Annotated in this window: 17 protein-coding genes and 1 pseudogene; 8 read left to right on the forward strand and 10 right to left on the reverse strand. The window is 70.2% G+C overall.

Going from position 1 to position 20,106, the window contains the following annotated elements:
* Positions 1 to 477: 477 nt before the first annotated feature.
* Together OG734_RS09745 and OG734_RS09750 are read left to right on the forward strand one after the other, a co-directional pair.
* Positions 478 to 1,209, forward strand: coding sequence for a DUF6230 family protein (locus OG734_RS09745; protein WP_330293618.1), 732 nt, complete (start codon positions 478 to 480; stop codon positions 1,207 to 1,209).
* Positions 1,209 to 1,766, forward strand: a complete 558-nt coding sequence (locus OG734_RS09750; protein WP_330287089.1) for a DUF6114 domain-containing protein — start codon at positions 1,209 to 1,211, stop codon at positions 1,764 to 1,766. The genes OG734_RS09745 and OG734_RS09750 overlap by 1 nt, the downstream gene beginning before the upstream one ends.
* On the opposite strand, the gene OG734_RS09755 is transcribed toward OG734_RS09750, so the two are convergent.
* Entirely contained in the window at positions 1,688 to 2,428 is a 741-nt protein-coding gene (locus OG734_RS09755) for a peptidase E (protein WP_330287090.1), read from the reverse strand. The two genes, OG734_RS09750 and OG734_RS09755, sit on opposite strands and share 79 nt — an antisense overlap.
* Before the next feature lie 10 nt (positions 2,429 to 2,438).
* The gene (tatA, locus tag OG734_RS09760) at positions 2,439 to 2,723 is read right to left on the reverse strand and encodes a Sec-independent protein translocase subunit TatA (protein ID WP_330287091.1); all 285 of its coding nucleotides are present in this window, start codon (positions 2,721 to 2,723) and stop codon (positions 2,439 to 2,441) included.
* Between the two features lie 93 nt (positions 2,724 to 2,816).
* Between tatA and OG734_RS09765 the strand changes: the two genes are divergently transcribed.
* Positions 2,817 to 4,319: an LCP family protein gene (locus OG734_RS09765; protein WP_330287092.1), complete on the forward strand. Its 1,503-nt coding sequence runs from the start codon at positions 2,817 to 2,819 to the stop codon at positions 4,317 to 4,319.
* On the opposite strand, the pseudogene OG734_RS09770 reads toward OG734_RS09765, so the two are convergent.
* From OG734_RS09770 to OG734_RS09805, 8 genes and pseudogenes are all read right to left on the reverse strand, one after another.
* Positions 4,310 to 4,861: pseudogene (locus tag OG734_RS09770) on the reverse strand (cation transporting ATPase C-terminal domain-containing protein); the annotation flags it as partial. The gene OG734_RS09765 and the pseudogene OG734_RS09770 sit on opposite strands and share 10 nt — an antisense overlap.
* Positions 4,862 to 4,915: 54 nt before the next feature.
* Positions 4,916 to 5,272: an ArsR/SmtB family transcription factor gene (locus OG734_RS09775; RefSeq protein ID WP_330287093.1), complete on the reverse strand. Its 357-nt coding sequence runs from the start codon at positions 5,270 to 5,272 to the stop codon at positions 4,916 to 4,918.
* Positions 5,273 to 5,281: 9 nt separating this feature from the next.
* Entirely contained in the window at positions 5,282 to 6,367 is a 1,086-nt protein-coding gene (locus OG734_RS09780) for a LacI family DNA-binding transcriptional regulator (protein ID WP_330287094.1), read from the reverse strand.
* A gap of 97 nt (positions 6,368 to 6,464) precedes the next feature.
* Entirely contained in the window at positions 6,465 to 8,864 is a 2,400-nt protein-coding gene (locus tag OG734_RS09785) for a beta-galactosidase (RefSeq protein ID WP_330287095.1), read from the reverse strand.
* On the reverse strand, positions 8,861 to 10,627 hold the full coding sequence (locus tag OG734_RS09790; RefSeq protein ID WP_330287096.1) for a glycoside hydrolase family 35 protein: 1,767 nt from the start codon (positions 10,625 to 10,627) through the stop codon (positions 8,861 to 8,863). Before OG734_RS09790 ends, OG734_RS09785 begins: the two co-directional genes overlap by 4 nt.
* 89 nt (positions 10,628 to 10,716) lie before the next feature.
* Positions 10,717 to 11,907 carry an MFS transporter gene (locus OG734_RS09795; RefSeq protein ID WP_330293619.1) on the reverse strand — a complete coding sequence of 397 codons (1,191 nt, stop codon included), beginning with the start codon at positions 11,905 to 11,907 and terminating at the stop codon, positions 10,717 to 10,719.
* Between the two features lie 226 nt (positions 11,908 to 12,133).
* Positions 12,134 to 12,595 carry a hypothetical protein gene (locus OG734_RS09800; RefSeq protein WP_330287097.1) on the reverse strand — a complete coding sequence of 154 codons (462 nt, stop codon included), beginning with the start codon at positions 12,593 to 12,595 and terminating at the stop codon, positions 12,134 to 12,136.
* Between the two features lie 100 nt (positions 12,596 to 12,695).
* The gene (locus OG734_RS09805; RefSeq protein ID WP_330287098.1) at positions 12,696 to 13,454 is read right to left on the reverse strand and encodes an ATP-binding protein; all 759 of its coding nucleotides are present in this window, start codon (positions 13,452 to 13,454) and stop codon (positions 12,696 to 12,698) included.
* A 397-nt stretch (positions 13,455 to 13,851) separates the two neighbouring features.
* On the opposite strand from OG734_RS09805, the gene OG734_RS09810 reads away from it, so the two are divergent.
* From OG734_RS09810 to OG734_RS09830, 5 genes are all read left to right on the forward strand, one after another.
* A complete protein-coding gene (locus tag OG734_RS09810; protein ID WP_330287099.1) occupies positions 13,852 to 14,727 on the forward strand; it encodes a helix-turn-helix domain-containing protein in 876 nt (291 codons plus the stop codon).
* A 1-nt stretch (position 14,728) separates the two neighbouring features.
* Positions 14,729 to 15,028: a DUF397 domain-containing protein gene (locus OG734_RS09815; RefSeq protein ID WP_443064846.1), complete on the forward strand. Its 300-nt coding sequence runs from the start codon at positions 14,729 to 14,731 to the stop codon at positions 15,026 to 15,028.
* Positions 15,029 to 15,095: 67 nt separating this feature from the next.
* A complete protein-coding gene (locus tag OG734_RS09820; protein ID WP_330287100.1) occupies positions 15,096 to 15,911 on the forward strand; it encodes an SAM-dependent methyltransferase in 816 nt (271 codons plus the stop codon).
* Positions 15,912 to 16,363: 452 nt separating this feature from the next.
* Entirely contained in the window at positions 16,364 to 17,383 is a 1,020-nt protein-coding gene (locus OG734_RS09825) for a substrate-binding domain-containing protein (protein ID WP_330287101.1), read from the forward strand.
* Positions 17,384 to 17,655: 272 nt separating this feature from the next.
* A complete protein-coding gene (locus OG734_RS09830) occupies positions 17,656 to 20,100 on the forward strand; it encodes a sensor histidine kinase (protein ID WP_330287102.1) in 2,445 nt (814 codons plus the stop codon).
* Positions 20,101 to 20,106 lie beyond the last annotated feature (6 nt).

Genomic DNA, 20,106 nt, shown 5'->3' on the forward strand with positions numbered 1-20,106 from the left:
GCAATGAGTCCGGGAAGAGCGGTGACTCGCACCGCTGCGGATCCGGCGCCACGGATCCGGGGAAACCAGGATGAGTTGTAGACCTGAGGGACCGTCAACGTCAAGGCATCGAACGGAAGTTGATGACGCCCGTCGACTTCCCCAGGGACCTCCCTGCCGACTTCTCCGTGAACCTCGCGTGCTTCGGCGACCCCCGCGACACCCCTCTCAGGGCCCTCCGGAGGGCCCGAAAGGGCCTCGATCACCCCGTGAAGTCACAGGTGGCGCATAATCCGCACCCTTTTTCCACAACTCCCTTGACCCTCCAAAGTAACCACGGGTAACTTCCTCGTCGGCTACTGGGGCGTAACCATGAAAGCCCTTGCAACCGCCGGGAGTTGCGAGGAGGCGTACGCCGCAGCCGCTGTCCGCGCCAGGACAACGTGCCACTGAAGCGTGACCAGCATTGACGCAGTTGACTATGTACTGGGAGCAGCCATGGCCTCGTCCTCGGACGCCTCGTCGTCCGCCGGATCCAGCCCCGAGCAGCCAGGAAGCGGTAACGCTTCCGAAGCCGCCGGGGCCACGGGATCCGCCAATGTGTCCGAATTCTTCGAAGGTGCCGGAAAGGTCGCCGAACGACGCGGGCGGGTCCGTGCGCGCCGCGCCGCCGTGATGGCGGTGCCGGCCACCCTGGTCGCCGCCACGCTCGCGGTCCTCACCGCCCAGGGCGCCCTGGGCGTCCAGTTCGCCATCTCGGGCATGCCGTTCACGGTCACCGCGACCGAGATGAAGGGCACCGGTTTCGAGCAGTTCGGCGCCCTCGACAACATGATCAAGGACAGCCCGAACGAGGGCGACACCGGCGGCCAGGTCCTGGTCGTCACCTCCGCGATCAAGACCGCGACGATCACCAAGCTGTGCCAGAGCGTCGACCTCGGCGGCATCAACCTGTTGATCAAGGCGGGCGGCAACGGCACTCCGGTGTCCGCGACCGATCTGACGCTCGACGGCACCGAGCTGGCGGGCGACGCGTCCTTCGACGACATCGAGATCGGGAACGACGCCAGCACGCTCGACAGGGCGGGCGTCAAGGGTCCTGCCGGTGTCTTCGGCCAGCAGTCGCGAACCGTCACGATCGCCAACCTGCGGTCGACCAACTACGCCACTACGGCAGCCGTGTTCAAGCTGCCCGGGCTGAAGCTCAGCTTCAGCGCGTCGGGTTGCTGATGTCCGGCATCGAGCAAGAGGGGGTGGGGCCCGCCTTCAGAACCTGGCGGGCCCACCGTCCGTTCGTGGGCGGGTTGCTGCTCACCTTGGGCGGGGTGGAGATCCTGCTCACCATCAAGATCTCGCTGAAGCTCGTCGTGCACCTGGGCATGCAGGGGCTGGCGGGCTATCTGCTGCCGGCGCTGATGGTGGTGTGCGGTCTGTTGATCCTCTTCAACCCCGCGCAGCGCCTGTTCTACTCGATCGTCGGCATCATGCTGACGCTGGGCACCTGGGTCACCTCGAACCTCGGCGGCTTCTTCGTGGGCCTCCTGCTGGGAGCCGTGGGCAGCTGTATGGCCTTCGGCTGGCTTCCCGACCAGGAACCGCGCGCCAGCCGCAGCCAGCGGCGCATGGACAAGGAAAAGGAAGAGAGCAAGGCCACCATGGCGGACCGTGACGCCACGGAATCCACCGGGCCCGCGGCGGCGGACGACGGTCACGAAGGCGGCGAAGGCAGCCTGCGCGGCTCGATGCGCTCCTCCACCGCCGAGTCAGCCTCGCACCTGACGACATAGGCGCCCCTGCCCGGCAACTCCGCGACGGCCTCGACGAGTTCGGTTCCTCGGTAGACGAGACCGACCCCGTCGTCGGTGCAGTGCGTGGTGGGCAGGGTGCCGTCGGCAACGAGCCGGTGGACCAGCGGGCGGCGGCCCGCGTCGCTGTCGTAGTGCACTCCGTTGCCGTACGGCAGGAAGCCCAACGCGTCGGTGAGCGGCCGGAGTTCGGGACCGAAGGAGTCGGTGGTGCCCCCTCTGAACCAGCAGAGGGAGCCCGCGCTCACCCCGCTGAGCACCACGCCGGCCTCCCAGGCGCGCCGCATGATCTGGTCGAGGCCGTGCACCCGCCACACGGCCAGCAGATTCGCGACCGAGCCGCCCATGACCCAGACGACGTCCTGATCGAGCACCGTTCCCTCGATGTCGTCCAGGTTGGGCATGGGGAAGAGATGCAGCGGCGTGAGGTCGAAGCCCGCGACCCGGGCGGCCTCGCCCATGCGGGCGGTGAAGTGCTCGGCGTCCCCGATGGCCGTACCGACGTACAGGACGCGCGGCCTGCGGCCGTGGGCCCCGGAGAGGTCGACGGCGTGATGCACGAGGGCGTCGAACGCCACCATGGTCCGGCCGCCGGTGCGGTGTCCGCCGGAGGTCGCGAGGATGGTCGGTTCGGAAGCGGCCATGCGGATGATCTTACCGATCGACGACGGGCTCCCGGCGGTCGGCGGCAGACTCGCCCCGATGGCCGGCAGACTCGGTCCGGTCGACCACAGGCTCAGTGGCGAAACCCCCGCCCACCTGCGAAGACGCATCCCCTGTCGGCTGCTCCGCCTTCATCGCCTGCGCCTCGCTCTTGAGGATGCGCATCGAGCGGCCCAGCGCGCGTGCCGTGTCCGGCAGCTTCTTCGAGCCGAACATCACGATGAACACGATGGCCACGACCAGCAGGTGCCAGGGTTCCAGTCCGTTCCGGAGCACAACCTCACCGCCCTTTCCTTCGTCTCACATCACACATAACAGTTGCTACTTTGCGCAACTGTACAACCAGGGTGAGACGTCAGAAGGGCGCCGATGACCACCAGCACCAGCAGGGCCGTACCCCCGCGACACCGGTCCGCTGCGGGCACCCGGCGGCGCAAGCCGGTTCGGCGTGGACGGCTGGCACTGGCGATCTCCCTCTCACTCCTGCTGCTCGTCGCGGCCGGCGCCGGCTGGGTGTATCTGAAGCTGGACGGTGACATCAACACCTTCGACGCGGGCGGCCTCTCGGACAACCGCCCGGCCGCGGGTTCGTCCAAGGGCGAGAACGTCCTCGTCATCGGCTCGGACGCGCGCAACGACGGCAACGCCGCGCTCGGCGGCGGCGACGTCAACGACATCGGCCGTTCCGACACCGCGTTCCTGCTGCACGTCTACGCCGACCACAAGAACGCCGTCGCCGTCTCCATCCCCCGCGACACCCTGGTCACGATCCCGCCCTGCAAGCTGCCCGACGGCAAGTGGACGACCGCGCAGCCGGACATGTTCAACGCGGCCTACTCGGTCGGCGAGACCGCCAAGGGCAACCCCGCCTGCACCCAGAACACGGTCGAGAGCATCACCGGTCTGCGCGTCGACCACACGGTGGTCGTCGACTTCAAGGGCTTCGCCGCGCTGACCGATGTGGTGGGCGGGGTGAAGGTGTGCGTCCCCCAGAACGTGTACGAGCGTGATCTCAATCCCAAGCGCCCCACGCGCGGCAAGCTGCTCTTCGAGAAGGGCGAGCAGGAGGTCTCGGGGCAGAAGGCGCTGGACTACGTCCGGATCCGGCACGGCATCGGCGACGGCTCCGACATAGGCCGGATCAAGCGCCAACAGGCTTTTGTGGCAAGCCTGATGAAGGAGGTGAAGAGCAACGGCCTGAGCCCGACCAAGCTGCTCCCCCTCGCCGACGCGGCCACCAAGTCCCTGACCGTGGACCCCGGTCTCGGCTCCGCCGACAAGCTGATCTCCTTCGCGATGTCGCTGAAGGACATCGACCTGCACAACACCAAGTTCGTCACCATCCCCTGGCGGTACAAGGGTGCACGCGTCGCGATCGTCGAACCCGACGCGAGCGACCTCTGGGCCGCCCTCAAGGCGGACCGCACCCTGGACGGCAAGGACGCGAGCGGCAAGAAGAAGACCTCACCGAGCGCCCGTCCCACGGCCGCCGCGACTCCCGTGTCCGGTAAGGGAATCACCGTCACCGTCTACAACGGCACCACCGTGACCGGCCTGGCCGCGAAGGCCGCCACCGAGCTGACCGCCGCCGGATTCACGGTCACCGGCACGGCGACCGCGCGCAGCCAGGACCATGCGACGACAGTCATCGAGTACGGCCCCGAGTACAGGTCGAAGGCCCAGACCGTAGCCCGTGCCTTCCCCGGCGCGGCCGTCCAGCCGGTGCCGGGGGCGGGCATCAACGTGGTCGTCGGCGAGTCGTACAAGGGCGGCTCAACCGCCTCGCCGCAGCCCACCGCGATCCCAAAGGACGTCACCGAGGACGCCCGCTCGGCGGACGACAACCCCTGCTCGAACCTCACCTACGGCTGACGGGCACCCCGCCACCGCCGAGCGACGGCGAGGGCACCCCCGTACAGCCCCAGCACGACCACCACAACCGCGTAGTACGGACCCGGCAGCCCCCAACCAGCCCCAGCGTCGGACCGAGCGGAGACACCGGCAGCAGGAGGCCCAGGGCCGCGAGCGCACCCGTCGCCCGCCCGACGGCTCCCATGGCCCGGCCCCCGCCGCCGCCGCGCAGGAGCACCATCACCACGGCCTGGGTGAGGAGGTTCTCGGTGAACCAGGACGAGTGGAAGACGGCCCGGTCGTCCAGGTGTCGGGCCCGTGCAGCGCGAGGGCGAGCACGGCGAAGGACGCGAGGTCTGCGACGGTGTTGACCGCGCCGAAGCCGCCGAGGAAGCGGAGCAGGTCACGGGGGCGCAGAACGGTCGGCCGGGCCAGGGCGCCGAGGGCGGGACGGTCGTACGCGTAACGCCAGTTGGGCGACATCGAAGCACAGGTTGTGTGCGAGGACCTGGGCCGGGGAGCATCGGCAGGAAGGGCAGCAGGAGTCCGGCGGCGAGCATCGCGCGCTGGCGGTCAGACCGTGCGGGGAGCTGTCGAGTCGCCACAGCGTCCGGAAATCAGACTCCACGGAGGTGCCGTGCGGGGACGTGCTCGGCCCGGTCGGTCAGCCGTCCGACCAGCAGCCGTACGACGGTGACGATGTCCGGGTCGTCCACGAAGTAGACCTGCCGGCGCCCTTCGCGCCGTGACCGTACGAGCCCGGCGAGTCTCAGTTTGGTGAGGTGCTGGCTCACGGCGGGCAGCGCGCCGCCGACCCGTTCGGCGAGCCCGGTCACATCGCTCTCGCCCTGCGCCAGCGCCCACACGATGTGCAGGCGGGCGGGCGAGGCGAGTAACCCGAAGACCCCGGCGGCCTCCACCAGCACCTCGGCGGACGGATCGTCGAAACCGGAACTGTCGGTACCTGTCACCACCGGCCCAGTTTAGGACCTGCCCGGTGCCGGACCTGTGCTGCGCCGCACGATGAGGTGCGCGGGGATGACGGTGACAAGGTCTGTCTCCGCTTTCGTACCCGTGTCCGCCCGACCGTCGATCCGTGCGAGGAGCAGCCGCAGCGAACGGGTGCCGATCTCCTGGAAGTCGGTGCGGATGGTGGTGAGCGGGGGCAGCAGATGGGCGGCTTCCGGGATGTCGTCGTAGCCCACGACGCTGACGTCGTCCGGGACCCGGCGGCCGGCCTCGTGGAAGGCGCGCAGCGCCCCGAGCGCCATCTGGTCGTTGGAGGCGAAGACGGCGGTGACGTCCGGATCGCGGGCGAGCCACCGGCCCAGTTCGTACCCGGAGTCCGCGCTCCAGTCGCCGACGAGCGGCTCGGGCACCTCGGCCCCGGCCCTCTCCAGGGTCTCGCGCCAGCTCGCGGCCCGGCGTTCGGCGGACGTCCAGCCGGTCGGTCCGGCGATGTGCCGGACCGTACGGTGGCCCAGGCCCAGGAGGTGTTCGGTGGCCAGGCGCGCTCCGCCCCGGGAGTCGGCGGTGACCATGGGGGTGTCGTCACCCAGCGCGTTGTCCATCACGACGAGGGGAATGTCGAGGTGGGCCTCCGCGAGCGCCTTGCCGACGCGCCGCTGTGGGGCGATGGCGATGACCCCGTCGGCGCCCTCCGCCGACAGCCGGTCCACGGCCTGGACGACGGTGTCCCGGTCGGCGGTGTCGAGGGCGATGGAGCTGACCAGGTAACCGGCGTCCTGGGCGGCGGTGTTGATCGCGGTGAGCGTGGAGGCGGGCCCGTAGCGGGCCGCGTCGAAGGAGATCACCCCGAGCATCCGGGTCCGCCCGCTGGCCAGCGAACGCGCGCTGCGGCTCGGCCGGTACCCGAGCGACCGCATGGCCTCCAGCACCGACTCGCGGGTCTCCGCCCGGACGGCCGGATTGTCGTTGAGCACCCGCGACACGGTCTGTTTGGAGACACCGGCCAGCCGTGCCACGTCGTCCATCACCGGCCGCGTTCCCGCGAAGTTGCGCCGGCTGCGTCCCTTGGGAGCGGCGCCGCCACCGGCACTTCGGGTCATGGGGTCGCATCCTTCGGCTTCGTCCGGTGGCGGGTGGTGCCCCGCCCGGCTGGCCCACAGGATAGGCCGCCGGACGGAGGTCACCACCGACCGGGACCTACCCGACGATCGCCTGAGTCCGTACGGTGACCCACTCGACGCACGCGATCCCGGCCTCCCCCACCGGCACGGGCACCGGCAGGTACACGGGTGGGTCGGCGGCGAACGGCAGCACCTTCACCCGCAGCCCCCCGCTGGCTCGCATTGCATCGGCCGGCAGCCGGTCTAGGGCGATGTCCCAGACCCGTCCCGAGTGGAACTGGTCGGCGACCAGCGTGTCCCCGGCATACGCTCGGGCCACGTCTCCGGTCCAGTGGATGCGCAACAGCGTGCCGGGGCGCGGGAGTTCGTCCGGCACGTCGATGAGGTACTCGGCTGCGGACGTGTCGAAGCACTTGTCGGCGGGGGCACTGGCCCGGTCCAGTACGCCGGTGACTGTGTCGGGGGCGGGCCCGGCGGGCCGGACGAGGGACACGTCGAGGGTGCCGTAGCCGCCGCGCTCTTCGCCGGTCGGGAGCGTGTAGCGGGTGAACACCCCGTCGGCCGCCACCGTCAGGTTCTCGCCGGGAGGCCTCTCGGGCGCGGGCAGCACGGCGAACGACGTCTTCGCCGCCGCGCTGTGCAACCGTACCTCCCCCGCCGGCTCGTCGAAGACGACCCCACCCCCGCCGTCCTCGCCGTCGCCGCACAGGATGAGCCGCTCGGCGCCCCAGGCCATACCCCGGTAGGCGGTACGGGCGGTCGCCGCGTCCAGCACCAGCAGGCCGACCTGGCCGCCGTCCAACGTTCCCACCTCGACGAGGGCATCCGTGCCGGCGCGCAGTCCGGTGACGAGGAAGCGTCCGTCGGCGGACACGACCTTCCCCATGGGGGTGTGCACGTACCTCAACGTCCCGATGTCCAGAGCCAGTTCGACGGGAATCCCGTCCGTGGCCGCCAGCACCAGGACGGTACGTCCGTCGGCGTCGACCGTGCACACCGGCTGGGCGGTGGCCCAGTCGAGCCGGAGACCGGCCACGTCCAGCCGTAACGGCCAGCAGAAATAGGCACCTTGAGGGACGGTCACCGGCGCACTGGGCAGCGTCAGTTCAGGGGCGTCCGCGAACTCCACGGTGAACGACGTGTCCGGATGGTCGGGCAACGGCTCGTGCGGCTGGTGGTTGTTGACGAACAGGAAGCCCGACCCACCGTCACCGCGCACGGCCCAGCGCAGCGTCGTGCGGTCGTCCTGCCCGGTCGGCTGCCGCTCGGGCAGCACGGACTCCATGGGCGCGATGAGCTCGCCGAAGTCCGCCAACAGCAGGTGCTGCAGCCGTAGTTCGTCGTACGAGGGCCGGTACTGCCCGTACTCGCCGAGCGGTGCCTGGAAGTCGTACGTCAGGACGGGGAGGTCGTTGGGGTAGCCGGTGGCGTGGGACTCCTGGAGGGTGGTCAGCTCGCCCGCCGGGTTGGTGCCGCCGTGGAACATGTAGTAGCCCTGCCAGACCGACCCGCACCCGATCTTCGTGAGCCCGAGGGCGCCGATGTCGGCGGCGTCGACCCGCGGCCTGCGGTGGTAGGCCACGGCCATCCCGCCGCCCAACTCGCAGGTGGCCCACGGGAATCGGCCGGTCGGCGCCGGTTCTCCGCCTCGCACGTGTGTCGGCCGCAGGTCTGCGCCGATGCCCTCGTCGTCGCGCTGGTGGGTGAAGAAGAAGTGCTTGCGGCAGGTGTCGGGCCAGCCGCCGTCCCAGTCGGTCCAGAAGGTCTCCGGGTAGCCGCCGTACAGCGGCAGCAGTTCGTCGGGCGGGAGTTGGACTCCGCCCCAGGCCGTCGAGGTCCAGAGCGGTGCGCTCAGCCCGGCCTCCTGCGCCATCCGCTTCAGGGTGAGGAGATGCCCGGGCTGGTCGTAGAGCTCGTTCTCGATCTGGATGGCGACGATCGGGCCGCCGTGCGCCCGGTCGAGCCCTTTCAACTGCTCGGCGATCGCCGTGAACCAGCCGCGTACGGGCGCCAGGTAGGCGGGGTCGTCGGTGCGGGGGGCCATCCCGGCGCCGGTGCGGGCGAGCAGCCAGTCGGGCAGTCCGCCGCCCCGTACCTCCGCATGGCTCCAGGGGCCGATGCGCGGGATGAAGTCCAGGCCGTGGCGGGCGCAGAGTTCCGCGAAACGGCGCAGGTCGCGATCACCGTCGAAGCGGATCCGGCCCTCGATCTCCTCATGGTGGATCCAGATGAGGTAACTGGCGACAGCCGTCACACCGGCCGCCTTCATCTTCAGCAGCTCCTCCTCCCACTCGTCCGCCGGGTAGCGGCTGTAGTGGAACTCGCCGGAGACGGGGAACCAGGGACGTCCGCCACGCGTGAACCAGCGGCTGGTCACCGCGATCGGGTCGGCGACTGCGGGCGCGTCGGCGAAGGGAAGGTGGCCGACCAGCGGGGGCCCGGCGGGAGTGGGGACCCGGAGGGAATGGTGGGTCATGGCTTCACCGGTCCGAGGTCGGGCGTGTCGGTGAGCAGGACCTGCGCCGAGGTGGTGGCGTTCAGCTCCAGGAGCAGCAGGTCGTTGCTGCCCGGGCGCAGTACGGGCGCGGGCACGTAGAGGGTGCGCTGCGGGCCGCGGTTCCAGTAGCGGCCGAGATGGAAGCCGTTGATCCAGGCCTGGCCCTTGGTCCAGCCGGGCAGCGACAGGAAGGTGTCGGCGGGCGTGGCGACCTCGAACGTGCCCTGGTAGAACGCCGGTTGGGTGGCCGGGGCCGCGTCCGAGGGGGCGAAGGGCAGCGCACCGAGGTCGTCCAGGGTGAGGGGATGGCTGTCCCAGCCGTGCAGGGCGGTGCCGTTGAAGGTGACCGCCCCGAGGAGCCCCTTGGGCGAGCCGATACGCGGACCGTAGTTGACCCCGCCCATGTTCTCCACGAGCACCTCGACCACCGCGCCGGTGAAGGGAATCCGGACCGGCAGGCTCTCGTCGTGCCGCTCGCGTTCGAGTACGCCGACGGGTGCGCCGTCGACGAACACCTGCGCCCGGTCGCCCACCCCGCCGGCGAAGTGCAGCAGCCCGTCGCCCGCGAGGGGAGCGGTGGTGCGGTAGAGCACATACCCGGCGCGCAGCCCCAGTTCGTCCATGGTCACCGGGTCCTCGGTGCGCACGGGCTTGGCGAGGAGCCCCGCGTTGGGCAGCAGAGGCGCGCGCTGACCCAACTCGACGACGGTGGGCGGGAGTTTGACGCTCGGTGCGGGGACCGGCTCGTCCGGGACGGGTGCGTGCCGGGCGATCACCTCGCGGAAGGCGTGGTACTTCGGTCCGGGGTCGCCGTTCTCGGTGAGGGCGGCGTCGTAGTCGTAGGAGGTGACGATGGGCTGGTAGGCGTGGTCGTGGTTGGCGCCGTTGGTGAAGGCGAAGTTGGTGCCGCCGTGGAACATGTAGATGTTGACGGACGCACCTGCCGAGAGCAGCCGGTCCAGGTCTGCGGCGGCGTCGGCCGCGCTCCGGGTGTGGTGCTCCTCGCCCCAGTGGTCGAACCAGCCGATCCAGAACTCCGCGCACATCAGGGGCCCTTCGGGCTGATGTGCCCTCAACTGCTCCAGCGACGCGGCGACTTTGCTGCCGAAGGTACCCGTGGTGAGCACGCCGGGGAGGCTGCCGGCCGCCAGGTGCTCGGGGTTTGCCTGGTCGCAGGTGAAGAGCAACTCCCCGATCCCGCGCGAACGCAGAGCCTCCGCGAGATGTTCGAGATACGCGGTGTCGTCGCCGTACGCCCCGTACTCGTTCTCCACCTGGACGGCGATGACGGGACCGCCGGACTCGGCGAGGTACGGCAGCAGGGGCGGCAGCAGCAGGTCGAGGTAGCGGTCGATGGCGCCCGTGAAGCGGGGATCGCTGGAGCGCAGCCGGATGTCGGGGTCGGTGGTGAGCCAGGAGGGCAGCCCGCCGCCGTCCCATTCGGCGCAGATGAACGGGCCGGGCCGCAGCAGGACATGCAGCCCTTCCGCCTTGGCCAGCCGCAGATAGCGCGGCAGATCGAGGATGCCGTCGAGGGCGAGAGTGCCGGGTTCGGGCTGGTGGAGGTTCCAGGGGACGTACGTCTCCACGGTGTTGAGGCCCATCAGGCGGGCCTTGCGCAGCCGGTCGGCCCACTGGTCGGGGTGGACGCGGAAGTAGTGCATCGCGCCGGAGATGATCCGGAACGGTTCGCCGTGCAGCAGGAAACCGTCGGACGTCGTTGTCAGAGCGGGAGCGGGCATGCGGGGGTTTCCCTTCGGTTCGGTTCGTGGGTTCCAGCCGGTTCGCTGGGGGGTGAGGCGGTCGGTGGAGGTCGTTCGGTCGGGGGCGTTCAGTGGGTCCGGGTAGCCCGGATCAGCCAGAGCGTGGCCGCCAGGCACAGCGCCGAGATCCCGCACAGCAGCAGCGGCACCGCCCGTACGCCGGACCACTCGATGGCCTTGCCGAGCGCCGGTCCCGCGGCCACTCCACCGGCCATCGACGCGGCGATGACCACGGCACCGGCTCTCCGCGCCGCTGGGGCGGCCCGGTTCAGCCAGGGCAGCCCGGTGGGGAAGATCGGCGCGATGAAGAGGCCGACGCCCGCGTAGGCGTAGGGCGCGAGGGCGGGTACGGCGGCCAGGAGCAGGCAGACGGTCATGCCGGCGCAGGACACCGCGATGATCGACTGGGGCGAGAAGCGCAGGGCGAGCGGAGCGGCCAGGAAACGGCCGACGGTCATCATCAGCCAGTACACGGAGGTGGCCGTGGCGGCTGCTGCGGCCCCGTATCCGACGGTCTCCAGGTGCGTCGGCTCCCAACCGCCGACGCCCGCCTCGATGCCCACGTGCAGGACATAGAGGGTGACGAAGACGCCGAGTACGGAACCCAGGCTGCGGGCGAGCACCTGCCCGCCGGGGCTGCCGGAGGCGCCGGACCCGGGCGCGGGGGTCTGCTGCGGTACGTGTTCCCGTACGCCTCGAAGACACAGCAACAGGGGCAGGTTGGCGAGGGAGAAGGCGAGGAACACGGCCGGATAGTGCTCGGAGCCGACCGCACCGATCAGTGCCGGCCCGAGGATCGCGCCGATGCCGAAGTGGGCGTTGAGGATGTTCAGCATCGCCGTCGAACGGTCGCCGAAGCCGACCGCGAACAGTTGGTTGAGGCCGTAGTCGATACCGCCGAAGCCGAGCCCGGTGAGCAGGGCGGCGGCCAGCGCGAGCGGCCAGTTCGGCGCCAGCGCGAAGCCCGCGGCGCCGACGGCCATCAGGATGTACGAGCTGCCGAGAACGCGCCGGTTGCCCAGCCGCACGTACAGCCGGTCGATGAGGAGCACCCCCACGACCCCGCCGGCGAAATGGGCGCTCAGCCCGAGACCCGCGGCCGACGGGGAGAGCCCGAACTCGTCACGGAACGCCGGGATCGACGGACCGTACAGGGCCTGGACGACCCCGATCAGCACGAAGCCGACGCAGGAGGCGACCACGGCGACGGGGCTGAAGACGGGAGTGGCCGGGGTGGTCGGGGTGGTCGGGGCAGGCAGGGTGGGCGGAGCCGTCGGAGCAGGTGGTGGGTCCCGTTGCTCGGTGACCGCCGGTTGTCCGGTGGGTCGATCGGTCACGTGGACTCCCGTCGCCTGTGGTCGAGAACGCGGCTGACTCGCCCTCGCTCCGGTGCGGGGACGGCAACGATGTTACCGGTAACATACGTGCCGTCAAGAGACCCCCGGGGCCTTTCGCCCCAGGGGATTCACAAGGGGGTGGGCGGGATCAGCCGCCCGGGCCGAGCGACCAGCTGGGAACGCTGCCGGCCAGTCGGCAGGCGACGACGTACAGCGGTATCGGCGGGGTGTACGGGGAGTCGCCCTCTGGGCTGTGGATCAGCCGGGGCCGGGCGGACGGGGACGCCGGCCGGGTGCGCGTCCAGGACGGGTCGGCCAGCTGGGCACCGACCACGTAACGGGTGCTCGGCGGCCAGGTGACCCCGAGGTGGGAACCGGACGGGACGATCCACCACCAGCGCTGGTCGTCGGCGAAGACACAGCCGACGCGGGGCAGGGAGTCCATGATCCGCTGCCCGTGCTCACGGGGCGTGCCCACGGCGTCACAGCCGAGGCCGGCGGTCAGGCGGGCGGGGAGGACGAGCCGGCCGGTGCGGCCGGGGTGGCCAGGATGCTCGCGCGAGGACTTGATCGAGGGGGGTGCGTGGAGCGGCGGGGACGGGGGGTGCATGGCCGAGGACTGGACGGGGCGAGGCGCGTGGGGCGTGCGAGGTGCGGGGGGCGTATGGGGCGGGTGGGTGACCGGGCCGTGCGGGCTGTGCGGGCGCGGGTCAGGAGCGGGAGTACGGGGGATGCGGTACTGGCGTTCCATACGGTCCATGTGAGGCGATTCCTTCGGCCGAGTGGGGGACGGGCCGGATGCGGTGCGGGGCCGACGGGTGCCAGGGGGCAGCTGCGGCGGCCTGTACTACGGGGGCGGCGGGGGGAGTCGGAGGGAGGGTGGGTACGGGTGCGGCTACGGGGCCGACCGGCGCCGGCGCGTCGGCCGCGTCGGGCGCACTCCCGGAGGGGGCCGACACCGCGGCAGAGGCCTGCGTCGCGACAAACACCTTCGCCCCGGCAGGAGTTGCCGTCTCGACGGGAACCGACGCCGTGACCGGCACCGATGACGCGACCGGCGCCGCCGGTGCGGCGGCCTCCGCCGGCTCCGTCTGCTCGGTGGGGAGTTCGGCCCAGACGACGCGCCCGGAGCCGTGCGGGGCGTCGCGGACACCCCAGTCACTGCTCAGGACGCCGACCAGCAGGAGTCCGCGTCCGCACTGTTCGTCGGGGCCGGGTCTGCGCTGGGCCGGCAGGGTGCCGCCGCGGTTCTCGTCCTCGACCTCGATGTACAGCCGCCCGGTGGAGAGGTGCAGCCGGCACACGATCCGCTCACTGGCGGCGTGGGTGAGGGCGTTGGTGACGAGCTCGGAGGTCACCAGCAGGGCGTTGTCGGAGGTGTCGGGGCCGACGCCCCAGGCGCCGAGCACTTCGCGCACCTTCCGCCGGGCCGTGCCGACGGAGGCGGGAGTCGCGGTCAGAACGAACATGTCCGACTGCGGAGAGTGACCGGAGTGGTCGGGGAGGTGTGGGTGGCCGGCGAGCCGGCCCCTGGGCATTCGGCCGAGTGGCTGGGGGAGGGAGGGCGGAGCCATCGCCGTTCGCCTTTCGTTGCCTGCGCACCCTGGCCGGTGCGACACCGCCCCGACGTGAGCCGCGAGCAGGTCAACCCGCATCAAAACAGCGCAGGTTGCGGCCCCTTCTCCCCCAACTGGGCCGTTCACTCTCGTCGTTCACCGTTTCCGGGAAGGTACGAACACTGTGACACCTGACAACAACGGCTCGCAACCAGCAAGTTGAAATTTGCAATTTGTGAGGTGCATGCTGCTCCCGTCGAAAGATGATCGTGACAGACTGCGACCCTGAGCCCGGTGTGAGGGGGTAGGCGTGACCGCGGAGACCGACTGGGGCGGCGCCCCTTCCGTCCTGCGCATGATCCTCGGCAGACAGTTGGAGGAGCTGCGGACGCGCGCCGGTCTCTCGTTCGAGGACGCGGGTATGGCGATCGGTGTCAGCCACTCCACGATCCGCAGGATGGAAGCGGCCAAGGTGGCCCGGCTCCGCCTGCCGGACGTCGAGAAACTGCTGCAGACGTACGGGGTGACGGACCAGCAGGAGATCGACACGTTCCTGAAGTCGGTCCGCGAGGCCAACAAGCGCGGCTGGTGGCACAACTACCGGGATGTACTGCCCGACTGGTTCGCCGCGTATCTGAGCCTGGAACAGGCTGCGTTGCAGATCCGTGCGTACGAGGCGCAGTTCGTGCCGGGTCTGTTCCAGACGGCGGACTACGCGCGTGCCCTGCTGGGCGCCGGCAATCCGCACGCCTCCTCGGAGGCGACGGACCGCCGGGTGGCGCTACGTCTGCGCCGCCAGGAGCTGCTGACCCGCGAGGCACCGCCGCGGGTGTGGATCGTGATGGACGAGACCGTGCTGCGGTGGCCGGTCGGCGGTCCGGAGGTGATGCGCGCGCAGATCGACCATCTGATCGCGATGAACGCGCTGCCCCATGTGACCTTGCAGATCATGCCGTTCGGCAACGGCCCGCATCCCGCGATGCGGGCCGGGGCGTTCCATCTCTTCCGGTTCAGGGCACCCGAGTTGCCGGACATCGTCTATCTGAGCGGTCTGGTCGGCGCGGTGTATCTCGACAAGGGCGACGACGTCGTCGTCTATCGCGAGGCTCTGGACCGGCTGGGCGCGCAGTCGGCGCCCGCCAGAAAGACCGAGGCCCTCCTCGGTGCGATTCGCAAGGAGCTCTGACATGCACCACCCCACACATCCCCACCTCCCGAACGCCCACGCCAACCACTCCAGCCAATCCAACCACTCCCACCCCGTACGAAACGGCATGCCGGCCCGTGAACTCGGCTCCCGCGGCTGGTCCAAGCCGTGGAGCGACGACGCGGGCGGCGCCTGCGTCGAAGTGAAGAAGCTCGCCGACGGCCGGGTCGCAGTCCGCCAGTCGACCGACCCCGACAGCCCGGCCCTGGTCTTCACCCCGCACGAGATGACGAGTTTCCTGGCCGGTGTGAAGGCGGGTGACGCAGACTTCCTGCTCTGAACTGCCTTGTTTCTACTGAGACTTGACTGGCTTGACTCAGACTTACGAACCGAATGGGAGGGGCGGCGTGCCCGACAACGGATGGCCGGCCGACCGAATCGACACGGAGAACGCGCACTCCGCGCGGATCTACGACTACATCCTCGGCGGCAAGGACTACTACCCCGCCGACAAGGAAGCGGGCGACGCCATGTCGCACGAGTGGCCCGCCCTGCCGATCCATATGAAGGCCAACCGCGACTGGATGAACCGGGCGGTGGCCTACCTGGCCAAGGAAGCGGGCATCCGCCAGTTCCTCGACATAGGCACCGGCATCCCGACCTCCCCCAACCTGCACGAGATCGCCCAGTCGGTGGCCCCCGAGTCCCGGGTCGTCTACGTCGACAACGACCCGATCGTCCTCACCCTCTCCCAGGGCCTGCTGGCCAGCACACCGGAGGGCCGGACGGCGTACATCGAGGCCGACTTCCAGCACCCGGAGGCCATCCTCGACTCCCCCGACTTCCGCGAGACCCTGGACCTGACCAAGCCGGTCGCCCTCACGGTGATCGCGATCGTCCACTTCGTCCTGGACGAGGACGACGCGGTGGGCATCGTCCGGCGCCTCCTCGACCCCCTCCCCTCGGGCAGCTACCTGGCGATGTCCATCGGCACCGCCGAGTTCGCCCCGGAGGAGGTGGGCCGGGTCGCCCGCGAGTACAAGGCCCGCAACATGCCGATGCGTCTGCGCACGTTCCCGGAGGCGGAGGAGTTCTTCGAGGGTCTCGACCTGGTCGAGCCGGGCATCGTCCAGGTCCACAAGTGGCACCCGGACACGACGAGCGGCGAGGGGATCCGGGACGAGGACATCGCCATGTACGGGGCGGTGGCTCGGAAGCCGTAGGAGCCGTAGGAGCCGTAAGGGCGACCGTGGTCCCTCCGGCTGCGGTTCGAAGTCCCGGCACAGCCCGTTCACCCTGGCGCACCGCCAGGGTGAACGGGCTGTTCGCCCCCAGCCGGTGCATCGCGGCGCGAAAGGGAACCGGAGGTCCCATTTCCCCTTCCATTCCCCCTCCACACCGGCAATCCTTCTGACACCACCCCGGACCGACCGAGGGGATCACACGCGCCGGACACACCCCGCACCGGCCCATGCACCCTGGTTCCAGCTGGTTGCTCACTTGACTACCAGGCGTCACATCCGATTGGCTCCGCCCAGCGAAAGTCGGACAGTCAGTGCAGGTCGCCCGACGATCGCGCAGATTTCGGCGTACCCACACCCCTCTCTCGTCCCCCTCTCTTGCTCATCCCACCCCCCTTCTCCTCCTCGGCCGCGCAGCGAGGTGCCGCACTCCCATGAACACACCCCCCGCCTCTTCCGGTTCCGCACGATCCGCCCGTGCCACGGCTGTTGCCGCCGGCGTGGCCGCCGTCTGTCTTCTCGCGGCCGGCTGTTCGGGCTCCGGCTCCGACGGGTCGGACTCCGACAAGGGCTCCGCCGCCGTCGGCACCGCCCGGCTCAAGGTCGCCCTGATCACCCACGGAGCCAAGGGCGACGATTTCTGGGAGCGGGTGCGGAAAGGCGCGCAGGCCGCGGCGGCCAAGGACAACATCGAGCTGACGTACTCGAGTGACCCTGATGCCGCCGGCCAGGCCGGTCTGGTGCGCGACGCGGTCAAGGACAAGGTCGACGGAATCGCCCTGACCCTCGCCAAGCCGGAGGCGATGAAGAGCGCGGTCGCGCAGGCGAAGGCGGCGGGGATACCCGTGGTCGGCCTCAACTCGGGTATCGACGCCTGGCGTTCCGCGGGCCTGCTGGAGTTCTTCGGCCAGGACGAGAGCACCGCCGGCCGGGCGCTCGGCGACAAACTGGACACGCTCAAGGTCAAACACGCCCTCTGCGTCATCCATGAGCAGGGGAACGTCGCCCTGGAGGCGCGCTGTGCCGGGGTGAAGAAGACGTTCGCCGGCGAGACCGAGAACCTGTACGTGAACGGCACCGACACGGACGCGGTGACGACGGTCATCGCGGCCCGGCTGAACCAGGACCCGAGCATCGACGAAGTCGTCACACTGGGCGCGCAGTTCGCGCTCTCGGCGGCGAAGTCGGTGGACGAGTCGGGCAGTAAGGCGAAGATCGCGACCTTCGACCTGAACAACGACATCGTGGGGGCCATCAAGAGCGGTGACGTGCAGTTCGCCGTGGACCAGCAGCCGTACCTCCAGGGCTATCTCGCCGTCGACTCGCTCTGGCTGTACAGGTCCAACGGCAACTTCAGCGGCGGTGGAGCGGCTCCCGTACTCACCGGGCCCGCCTTCGTCACCAAGCAGAACATCGCCGACGTCGCCAGGTTCATGGCCAACGGCACCCGCTGAGCGTCACCCCCGTACGCACCTCCCGACCCCTCCTCCCCTTCCGCAGCCGGTTCCGTATCCCCTTCCGCCCCGCTCCCGAACCCCTTTGCACAGCAACCGTCGTACAACGGCTGCACCAAGCTTTGGGGGCTCACGGTGCGTATGTTCACTTGTACGGATAGCATCCTGCGGACCCCGGCGAGTTCCGCCACCCGTTCCGTTTCCGCTGTCACCTGCTACTTGTCACCTGCCACTTGTCCCTCCCACCCACCGCTGATCGCCCTAGGACGACGATGCCTCCACGCAAAGGTGCCCGGCGCCGTCTCGGCTCCATACGTCTCTCGCTGATCCTGCTCGCGCTGGTTCCCACCGTCACGCTCGCCGCGATGTGGGGTGTGACGACGATTCAGATGTTCTCGGAGGGCCTGCGGCTGCGGGACCAGACGGGACTCAGCAAGGCGACCGGTGCCATGGGTACGGACGCCACGCTCGCGCTGCAGAAGGAGCGCACCCTGTCGGCCTCGTGGCTGGCCTCGCCCAGGGGTGACCGCACCGAGTTGGACGCGCAGCGCAAGGCGACGGACGCTGCGGTCGCCAAGCTGGTCGGCCAGACCAGGGCGATCCAGGAGGCCCCCGACCGTATCGGGGAACGCATGTACTCGGTCATCGCGGCGACGGGCAGCCTGGAGTACTACCGCGGGCAGGTCGACCATCTCACCGACATCTCCCCCCAGCAGGTGTTGGACCAGTACTCGTCGATCATCGGCAACCAGATCCACTCCTTCCAGGAGCTCTCCCAGGTCGACGACGGCGACCTCACCTCACAGGCCGGCCCGCTCGTCTCGCTGGAGCAGGCGGCCGAACTGGTCGCCCAGGAGGACTCGCAGCTCATGCTCGCGTGGCCCTCGGGGCGGTTCGACCAGAAGGAGTGGGAGTCGTACGTCCGGCTGGTAAGCGCCCGGCGCTGGGTCGTCGAGGACCAGCTGATCCAGTCGCTGAGCGGCTCGGCGAAGGCCCGCACCGAGGCGATCCTGCGGGGGGCCGCCTGGCGGACACTGACCTCCATCGAGGACCAGGTGCTCGCGTCGGGCACGCCCGGCGGCGGCACCGAACGGAAGATCACCCTGCCCGACAGGCAGAAGCAGTGGACCGCGGCGATGGACGAACTGAGCATCCAGTACGGCTCGCTCATCCACGACGAGACCCAGGGGCTGCTCAGCCGCAGCGCCGACGAAGCACGGTCGCTGCTGATCAAGGCCGCCTCGCTGAGCGCCGGCGGATTCGGCGGACTGCTGCTGTGCATCGCCTTGTCCTGGCGCATCACCCGGTCCCTGTCCCGCAGGCTGCGCGGGCTGCGCATGGCCACCCTGGGCCTGGCCGAGGAGCGGCTGCCGGACGTGGTGGCGCGGCTCAACCGGGGCGAGAAGGTCGACGTCGAGTCGGCCACCCCGCCACTGGACTACGGCCACGACGAACTCGGCCAGGTGGCCCAGGCGTTCAACGCCGCGCAGCGCACCGCCGTACACACCGCGGTCGAACTCGCCGACACCCGGCGGGGCTTCCAGAAGGTCATCCTGGGCATCGCCCGGCAGAGCCAGAACCTGGTCAACCTCCAGCTCACCAAGCTGGACGCGCTTGAACGCGCCCACCAGGACCCGGAGATCCTCAAGGGGCTGTACGAACTCGACTCCACGGCGAGCCAGTTGCGCCGCTACGAGGAGAACCTCGTCATCATCAGCGGCGAGCGCCCCGGCCGCAGCTGGACCGAGCCGGTCGCACTGATCGACATCCTGCGCAGCGCCGTCGGCGAGGTCGCCGAGTACCAGCGGGTCGAGGTGCAGACCGAGGAGGACGTGTATCTCGCGCCGCCCGCGGTGGCCGACGTCATCCATCTGCTGGCCGAGCTGATCGACAACGCGACCGCCTACTCCCCCGCGCCCAGCCCGGTGGGCGTACGGACCGCGATGGTCGCCAAGGGGCTGGTCATCGAGATCGAGGACCGCGGTCTCGGCATGTCCGAGGAGGACTACGCGTCCTTCAACGAACACCTGGCCCAGGCCCCGCAGTTCGACGTCGTGGCACTCGCCGACGACCTGCGGCTCGGCATGTTCGTGATCGCGCGCCTCGCTGTCCGGCACGGCATCCACGTCACGCTGCGCTCCTCGCCGTACGGCGGCACGACGGCGATCGTGCTGATCCCGCACGAGGTCGTCGTACGGGAACTCACCGCGCCGGACGCGGACTTGTCCGCCGAGACGGAAGCGTCCGCCGAGACCCCCGGCCCGGTCGCCGCGGAGCGCCCGGCGCACGAGCGCATCCGCGAGACGCAACCCACCGCGGCCCGCGTCCGGACCGCCGACGCCGGTTCCGCGCCTCGGCCGGCCGCTCTCGTCGGGGCGGACCGGGGCGGGCGAGGTGGTGACCGCACAGCCGAAGGCGGCGGCGCCGCGCGCAAGGGCGGACTCACGCCGTTGCCGCGCCGTGTGCCGCAGACCAGTCTGGCCGCGGAACTGCTGGACACCGAAGCCGACGGCACGTCCGAGGACGCCCTCGACGAGTTCTCGGCGGAGCGCGCGGCCTCCTCGCTCTCCGGTTTCCAGCGCGGAACCCTCCAGGCCCGTGACGACGACGCCGAAGAGCAGTACGACCATGGGGAGGACAACCCGCCTCAGGAACCTGACGCACCGCTCCCCGACGCAGGCACTCCGGTCACCTCGACTCCGCCCGCAGACCGCTGATGAAGG

This window comes from Streptomyces sp. NBC_00576 (assembly GCF_036345175.1).
GTDB lineage: Bacteria > Actinomycetota > Actinomycetes > Streptomycetales > Streptomycetaceae > Streptomyces.

Coding starts and splice junctions, on each gene's coding strand:
- OG734_RS09825 (WP_330287101.1), top strand. CDS start 16,364: ATGAACACACCCCCCGCCTCTTCCGGTTCCGCACGATCCGCCCGTGCC.
- OG734_RS09800 (WP_330287097.1), bottom strand. CDS start 12,595: ATGCACCCCCCGTCCCCGCCGCTCCACGCACCCCCCTCGATCAAGTCC.
- OG734_RS09805 (WP_330287098.1), bottom strand. CDS start 13,454: ATGTTCGTTCTGACCGCGACTCCCGCCTCCGTCGGCACGGCCCGGCGG.
- OG734_RS09830 (WP_330287102.1), top strand. CDS start 17,656: ATGCCTCCACGCAAAGGTGCCCGGCGCCGTCTCGGCTCCATACGTCTC.
- OG734_RS09750 (WP_330287089.1), top strand. CDS start 1,209: ATGTCCGGCATCGAGCAAGAGGGGGTGGGGCCCGCCTTCAGAACCTGG.
- OG734_RS09765 (WP_330287092.1), top strand. CDS start 2,817: ATGACCACCAGCACCAGCAGGGCCGTACCCCCGCGACACCGGTCCGCT.
- OG734_RS09785 (WP_330287095.1), bottom strand. CDS start 8,864: ATGACCCACCATTCCCTCCGGGTCCCCACTCCCGCCGGGCCCCCGCTG.
- OG734_RS09780 (WP_330287094.1), bottom strand. CDS start 6,367: ATGACCCGAAGTGCCGGTGGCGGCGCCGCTCCCAAGGGACGCAGCCGG.
- OG734_RS09790 (WP_330287096.1), bottom strand. CDS start 10,627: ATGCCCGCTCCCGCTCTGACAACGACGTCCGACGGTTTCCTGCTGCAC.
- OG734_RS09745 (WP_330293618.1), top strand. CDS start 478: ATGGCCTCGTCCTCGGACGCCTCGTCGTCCGCCGGATCCAGCCCCGAG.
- OG734_RS09815 (WP_443064846.1), top strand. CDS start 14,729: ATGCACCACCCCACACATCCCCACCTCCCGAACGCCCACGCCAACCAC.
- OG734_RS09755 (WP_330287090.1), bottom strand. CDS start 2,428: ATGGCCGCTTCCGAACCGACCATCCTCGCGACCTCCGGCGGACACCGC.